This window comes from Nostoc sp. CALU 546 (assembly GCF_048836525.1).
The window spans coordinates 1-7,126 of record NZ_JAWJTF010000039.1; the positions used below are offsets into that span (position 1 = coordinate 1).

The following is a 7,126-nucleotide window of genomic DNA, read 5'->3' on the forward strand; positions in this document are numbered from 1 at the left end:
GTCAAACAGAACTCTGTCATTTAAAACTATGCGCCCGGTTGTAGGTGTTTCTATTCCCGCAAGGCAGCGCAAAATCATGCTCTTACCTGCTCCAGAACCCCCTAACAATCCCAAGGGTTGCTCATCAGTGTTGAAAGCAACTTTTAAATGAAAGCTAGGAAGGATTTTTTCAATGTTGATAAATAATCCACCAGATTCAAAGTTAGAGTGCGGAGTGGTAGACTGGAACCTTTCTCAACCAAACACAAGCATAACCAAGCCCACTACCTTCTTCTTCTCCCTCAATTCTTGCCAGAAGTTAACCCCAATAATTCCAGACAGGGAAATTACCATAATAGCGATCGCCCAAAACCACGCTTCATTCATCGCTCCCGCTTCCACAGCAAAATAAATCGCCATTGGGATTGTCTGTGTTTGTCCGGGAATGTTACCAGCCAGCATCAATGTCGCACCAAATTCTCCCAAAGCACGGGCAAAAGCGAGCATTGTGGCAGCTACAATGCCGGGTAGCGCTAAGGGTAAACTGATGCGCCAAAAGATTGTGGCTTCAGTTGCGCCAAGGGTTCTAGCTACTCGCAGCAGATTACCATCTATTTGTTCAAAGGCTCCCAGTGCAGTTTTATACATTAAAGGGAAAGAAACTACCGTGGCTGCGATCGCTGCACCATACCAAGTAAAGACGATGGTGAAATCAAAAGCCTGCATGAGTTTCCCTACAGGGCCATTTTTGCCAAAAAATAGCAGCAACAAAAAGCCGACAACAGTGGGAGGCAAAATCAGAGGCGCAATAAAGATACCCTCAATCAACGATTTACCTTTGCCACGATATCCCAGCATCCAGTAGGCAGCAGCCATACCCAAGAAGAAGGTAATAAATGTAGCAAGCAATGAAGTTTTGAGTGATATCCAAAGAGGCGATAAATCCAATGGCATAGTTGTCTGGGGAAGAATTAGCTCAACTAATCCATAATTTACCAACTTTAGCTTCAAAATATTCGTAAAAGTTGGTAAATCACATAACAATCAATGAAGGAAATCCCAAAAACTATCCAAATTTTAAATAAGATTCGCGTTCGATCGAGTATCAATACGGTTCGGTTAACGTTTTTATGTTTTGAAAATCCCCTAACCCCATTAAAAAAATGGGTTGGGGGATCTTAAGCCAACCGTATTGGAAGTGTCAGGGTGGAAGTTGTACCCGTCAAAACATCGTCATGGTGAGTATCAACCCTTCAGTTGTAACTTTTCCCTCTCCTAGTGATTGATGACGCATATCCTTATATCAAAAATAAATAGCTGAGTCACTTCATATACAACTTCATATTATCTTGATGAAATATTTACTAATTAGTATTTAATATTATTGAATCTAGAAAATACGGTCTTTATTAAGACATAAATCCTGTAATTATGTCCTAAAACATTTGTTTTTTGTCTTTACTTTTTCGTAGTAACTATATATAAAATAATTCTTAAATAACTAAATCATGACGTATCCTCATGCAATGCTAAACAAGCAGTAAAAATTGTGAGCATGTAATGATTATCTATTAATGAGAAATTCTAAGATGAACATTAAACTTCCACTAATATCTGACCGTCTCCTCAAAGATTTTCCAGTAATTGAAACCGAAAAATATATTCTCCGACTTGCTTCTACTAAAGAAGAATTAGAATCTGTTTTTAGATTGCGCTTTGAAATTTTTAATATTGAACTAGGTTTGGAATATTCTGCTTCTAATCTTACCCAGAGAGATCAAGATGAATTCGATATGGTTTGTCATCATTTGATACTCATCTTTAAACCAACTGGTAAAATTGTTGGGAATTACCGAATGCAATCTTATAGAATGGCTTCTCAAGCTTTGGGCTTTAGTGCTGCTAAATATTTTAATATAAATGATATTCCTGATTCTATACTTCAGGAAACTGTAGAACTTGGGCGTGCGTGTATAGCAAAAGAATACCGTAATATTCAAGCACTTTTATTACTCTGGAAAGGGCTAGGAAATTATCTTGTCTGGAGTGGAAACCAATATTTTTTGGGGCGTGTAACATTTAAAACGCAAAGTCCTTTAAAAGCTCGTTGTGCTTATAATTATTTTCAGCGAAAGAACTTGATGCATCAAAGTATTTTAGTTTATCCAAATTCAGAATTTATTTTAGAATTGCCTCAACAATGTCCTAGATCACATAATGTGGAAATTCCGCATATTTTACAAGCATATTTTGCTTGTGGGGCAAAGATATGTAGTCTTCCATCTATTGGTCAATTTAAGTGCACTACTTTTTTAACTATCTTTAATAGTAAAGAGGTTACCAGATATCACTAAGAACTCATTTATTGCTAACTGGCTGGAGTTTAGACTAAACAATCAGACTCTAATCCAAAAATACAAAACAAAGTTAATGATAATTTGTTGTAAAAAAAGCACAACATTGTTGTGCTTTTGTAGATTATTTGTATTCAGTTCCTTGTGAAAAAAAGAGACTTTTTTAATTAATCCAGTTTACTGCTGTAGGCACTGAAACCATAAGCCAAAGTTTCTTTTAAATTACCCGATGGCTTCAGACTTCTGTTGATGGCTTTAGCAAAGGGTACTGGTATTCCTTTGATGGTTTCCGGCAAAATCGCATATTCTTCTGTTGGTTCGACAATGTATTGTGGACACTTCATTTTTAGACCAGCAGTAGCTAACATTTCCTCTATTTCAGCAGATGAATATTGCTTGAGATAAACTGGATTTCTCACAAATGGATTCAGCTTTCTCACAAAATTATGAATAATATGAGAAGGACAAGATTTGTTGTGAAAGGAATGATTAAAAACAAAAATTCCACCAGGCTTTAGCACACGAGATATATCAGCCAATAATTTTCTTAATTGTGCATCTGGGATATGCATAAAAACGCAGTTAGAAATTACCAAATCTATAGAATTATCTTCTAAAGGCAATATTTCAGCAGAAGTACAAATCAAGTTAAATTCAGCTTCTGGGAAAAAATTATATTCTTGTTTGACCTTGATTAACCGCCGTAATAAAGGTTCAGAAATATCAATTCCGTAATATTTCTCACATCTCAGATTTTTCGCTTTCGAGAGATGTAATGGTGCGCGACCATAACCAGAACCAATCTCTAGAATAGAGCCAACAGATTTATTCAATGGAAATTTATTCCAAGTACCTCCAGGCGTGCCAGTAAGCAGAGTGTAATCTTGTTTAATGGGCGATGTATCTGCAATCTTTTCAATTTTTTGGGAACCATAATACGTTTTCCCGATTGCGTCCCATGTTTTTTTATGTTGAGTATTATTCAACTGTTCATAGTCGCTAGGAAAATAAATGCCATCTCGTAATTCAAAGTCATTCAGACTAAATTTTACATCTGCTAATTGACTCATTATGATTATTCCTCATGAATAGTTAAGTCTGTTTTCTGTTATACTCTCAACTCAGCATTAACCGCAAGGGATTTTTACTCAACCGCTTGCCTTGAGCCTTTTTCAAAGTCTATAGCTATTTTAAGTTCAATGGGATATGGTATGGGCGCACAGATGTGCGCTCAAAGCGCCTATTGCATCAAAATGAAAATCGCTGTAATAACAACCTATTGCCTGATCAGAACACAAGTTCGTATACATTAGTTGATGGACTGCAACAATTGGAGGCTGTGATGGTAGAAGGGTCACAACAAAAACGGGTGGTAGTTATAGGTGCTGGTTGGGCTGGTTTAGGAGCAACCTACCATTTGGCAAAACAAGGTTATGATGTGACACTTCTAGAAGCAGGCCCCTATCCTGGTGGATTGGTGGCAGGTTGGCAAACACCAGCCGGCAAATCTGTTGAAGCGGGCATTCATGGCTTTTGGTATCCTTACAAAAATATTTTTTCCCTAATCAATGAATTAGGAATTAATCCTTTTACTACTTGGACTCGTTCTTCGCAATATTCGCCAGCAGGTTTGGAAGTTGAATCACCGATTTTTCAAGACTTACCGCGACTCCCCTCGCCACTGGGAACTTTTCTCTACACTCAGTTTAAGCGGCTGCCACTAATTGACCGTCTCAGTGCCCTGCCTTTACTTTATGCTGTCGTTGATTTTGACAATTCTGATGCAGCTTGGCGACGCTATGATTTTGTAACTGCCCGTGAGTTGTTCAAAGACTTCAACGTTTCTGCACGGCTTTACCGCGAGGCTTTTGAGCCAATGTTATTAGTGGGTTTGTTTGCTCCTGGCGAACAGTGTTCAGCCGCAGCAACTTTAGGGATGCTTTACTTTTTTATTCTGGCTCATCAACCAGATTTTGATGTAGTTTGGTGTCGGGGAACTGTTGGAGAAAAGATATTTCGTCCTTGGGTGGAACGAATCGAAAAAGCCGGTGCGCGAGTGTTACCTAAGCGGCGAGTTACAGACTTAATTGTTGATAGTAATCAAGTTAAGGGTGTGGTTTGTGGTGATGAAATAATTGAAGCAGATGCCGTGGTTTTTGCAGTTGGGATCACGGGGATGAAGAAAATTGTCTCAACTAGCCCTAGTTTACAAAGCCGTGAAGAATTCCGTAATTTGAGCAATTTAGGAGCAATTGATGTTTTAGCAACGCGGCTATGGTTTGACCGCAAAATTGATATTCCTCGTCCTTCTAATGCTTGTTTTGGGTTCGACGCAACTACAGGTTGGACGTTTTTTGATTTGAATGCTCTACATGATGAATATCAAAATGAGCCGGGAACGGTGATTGAAGCTGATTTTTATCACGCGAATCAGTTTCTCAGTTTGAGTGATGAGGAAATTTTACCAATAGTTCAGGGTTATTTAGCAACTTGTGTACCAGCGTTTCGAGAGGCAAAGATCATTGATAGCAGTGTAATTCGGTTATCTCAAGCGGTAACTCACTTTGCACCTGGTAGCTATCGTTATATGTTACCTGCTAAGACAAGTTTTGAAAATGTGTTTATGAGTGGGGATTGGATTGTAAACCGTCATGGTTCCTGGTCACAAGAAAAGGCTTATGTTACTGGTTTGGAGGCGGCGAATTTGGTGGTGTCTTATTTGGGAGAAGGTCAGCCATCTAAGATTTTAGCTGTAGAAGAGGATGAAGCGCATATTCAAGTGGCGCGATCGCTCAACCAAACTCTGCGTGACTTGGGGAAATCTATCCTACCTGACTTTTGGTTGCCCTAATCCGTAGAGACGCGAAGAGTTAATCATTAGTTGTAATCTAAATTCGGTAAGCTAAAGAAAGCGATCGCGATACCATCCTTATAATGTAAATCAAATCACATAAGCTTATGGAGCCAGACTCTTTACAAACCGAGGTGATTCTGACGCACCCGCGTGAGTCTCTCGGTAAAGTGCAACTTGATTGGACACCCCAACCCGGAAACTATCTTGATTTTGAAGGTAAAACCTATGCGGTTTTAGAGCGCCGCCATAGATATAAACTTCAAGCTGGACGCTACCGCTTGCACAATATTGCCATTTATGTACAGTCTGCTAAACGACCATCTGAGAAAAGTTTGGTAGCAGGACGTTGGGTAATCGGTGATGCCACCTGCTGTTACAATGCTCATTCAGAACTCATTCGCTGTGCAGTCAACCCAGATGGCCCTTGCGAATCTTGCCGCTTTTATGAAAAGTTAGAAGCGATTTAATTTTAGATTTTAGATTTTGGATTTCGGTGTGAGCGCTACTTCGACCCTTCTCTAAGAGACGCTGCGCGAACGGCAAGAGGAAGGGCAAGCAAGCTCAATACAAGTCAGTCGAATACTTTTTCCTTCAATCCAAAATCCAAAATTCAAAATCTAAAATTGCCAACCCTTCAACTCCCCGCACCAAAAACTTCTCCCACAGTTAAGCGGGTACCATTCACAAAATCCCATCCCGACTGGGGACGTTTACCAGCTAGCTGAACCTCTCGTAACAGCAAGAAACCTTCCCCAGTTTGAACAATCGCCCCAATTCCTTTAACAATGCTCACTACAACTCCCGGTTGATCTGATAAGTTTGACAAATCGGGTAATTTATGTGCTATTTCTTGTAATTCTGGTGGGAGATTGCGTAGACGCAAAGCGGCTTGTCGCCAGACATCGCCTACAGCACTAAGGGGAGCCGAAGCGGTGATTTTCAGCAGGTTGTCACGAAAGGTAGCCGTGCAGTTAGGATAAAAGCCTCTGATTTGATTGTGTAATTGGATCGCGCTTTTTGACCAATCCAAACCATAATCTGGTTTTTGAATCAGAGGTGCATAAGTAGCCGCTAAATTATCTTGGGGAATTGGTTGAATTTCCTGGCGTGACAACTTCAACAAAGTTTCCACCAACAAATCCCCACCGATCGCAGCTAGTCTGTCGGCTAAATCTTGGGTATTATCCAGTAATCCAATGGGTGTAGTGGCTATTTGTAGCATTGGGCCGGTATCCATCCCCACATCCATTAACATGGTCGTGATCCCCGTTTCTTTCTCACCGTTATACAAACACCACTGAATCGGCGCTGCACCACGATATTTGGGTAAAATTGAGCCATGTACATTAATGCAGCCCAACTTTGGCATCTTCAATATTTTTGACGATAAAATCTGTCCATAGGCGACAACAACAAACACATCTGCGTCTGATTGTTTAAGTTGGGTTAAAGTTTCAGTGTCTTTTTTCACCCGCTCAGGTTGCCATACTGGTAAGTTGTGAGCAGTAGCGATCGCTTTTACTGGTGAGGGGATCAATTTATTTCCGCGTTCCCGGCGTTTATCTGGTTGAGTGACAACTGCCAACACCTCAAATTCTGAATGATTCAATAACTTTTCCAGCGTAGGTACAGCAAACTGGGGTGTACCAAAAAATACAATTTTCATTAATAAATTAGTCGTTAGTCGTTAGTCATTAGTTAATCGTAAGTGCGCCCCTCATAACTGACAACATTTAAGTTGCATATTGAAACAGAATTCACCAAGCCAGGATTTAGCAGACGTATTCTAGATGGCAGTCGCAAAACATAGTTGATTTGCTATGAAAAACTCCACCCACAAGGGCATGGGGAAGAGCCTTTAATGCCCAATGCCCCAAGTGGCGGGGCGGCATCCATTGGTGTCAACTTAACCGCACGGCCGCCAGGGATTGTAAATCCC

Annotated in this window: 5 protein-coding genes and 1 pseudogene; 3 read left to right on the plus strand and 3 right to left on the minus strand. The window is 40.2% G+C overall.

The genetic code is table 11. The features are described from left to right. Window positions 1–933, minus strand: a pseudogene (gene modB / locus RRG12_RS19765) (molybdate ABC transporter permease subunit); the annotation flags it as partial. Window positions 934–1,568: 635 nt separating this feature from the next. Between modB and RRG12_RS19770 the strand changes: the two are divergent. Continuing rightward, window positions 1,569–2,333 carry a GNAT family N-acetyltransferase gene (locus RRG12_RS19770; RefSeq protein ID WP_420760431.1) on the plus strand — a complete coding sequence of 255 codons (765 nt, stop codon included), beginning with the start codon at window positions 1,569–1,571 and terminating at the stop codon, window positions 2,331–2,333. A gap of 167 nt (window positions 2,334–2,500) precedes the next feature. Here RRG12_RS19770 and RRG12_RS19775 read toward each other — a convergent pair whose 3' ends face one another. Then, window positions 2,501–3,403 carry a class I SAM-dependent methyltransferase gene (locus tag RRG12_RS19775; protein ID WP_420760432.1) on the minus strand — a complete coding sequence of 301 codons (903 nt, stop codon included), beginning with the start codon at window positions 3,401–3,403 and terminating at the stop codon, window positions 2,501–2,503. A 272-nt stretch (window positions 3,404–3,675) separates the two neighbouring features. Between RRG12_RS19775 and RRG12_RS19780 the strand changes: the two genes are divergently transcribed. Together RRG12_RS19780 and RRG12_RS19785 are read left to right on the plus strand one after the other, a co-directional pair. Next, on the plus strand, window positions 3,676–5,184 hold the full coding sequence (locus RRG12_RS19780) for a hydroxysqualene dehydroxylase (protein ID WP_420760471.1): 1,509 nt from the start codon (window positions 3,676–3,678) through the stop codon (window positions 5,182–5,184). Window positions 5,185–5,291: 107 nt separating this feature from the next. Continuing rightward, window positions 5,292–5,654 (plus strand): DUF6464 family protein, encoded by a 363-nt coding sequence (locus RRG12_RS19785; protein ID WP_069072523.1) that lies wholly within the window; start codon window positions 5,292–5,294, stop codon window positions 5,652–5,654. A 167-nt stretch (window positions 5,655–5,821) separates the two neighbouring features. On the opposite strand, the gene fmt is transcribed toward RRG12_RS19785, so the two are convergent. Beyond that, on the minus strand, window positions 5,822–6,853 hold the full coding sequence (gene fmt, locus RRG12_RS19790; RefSeq protein ID WP_420760433.1) for a methionyl-tRNA formyltransferase: 1,032 nt from the start codon (window positions 6,851–6,853) through the stop codon (window positions 5,822–5,824). Window positions 6,854–7,126: the final 273 nt, after the last annotated feature.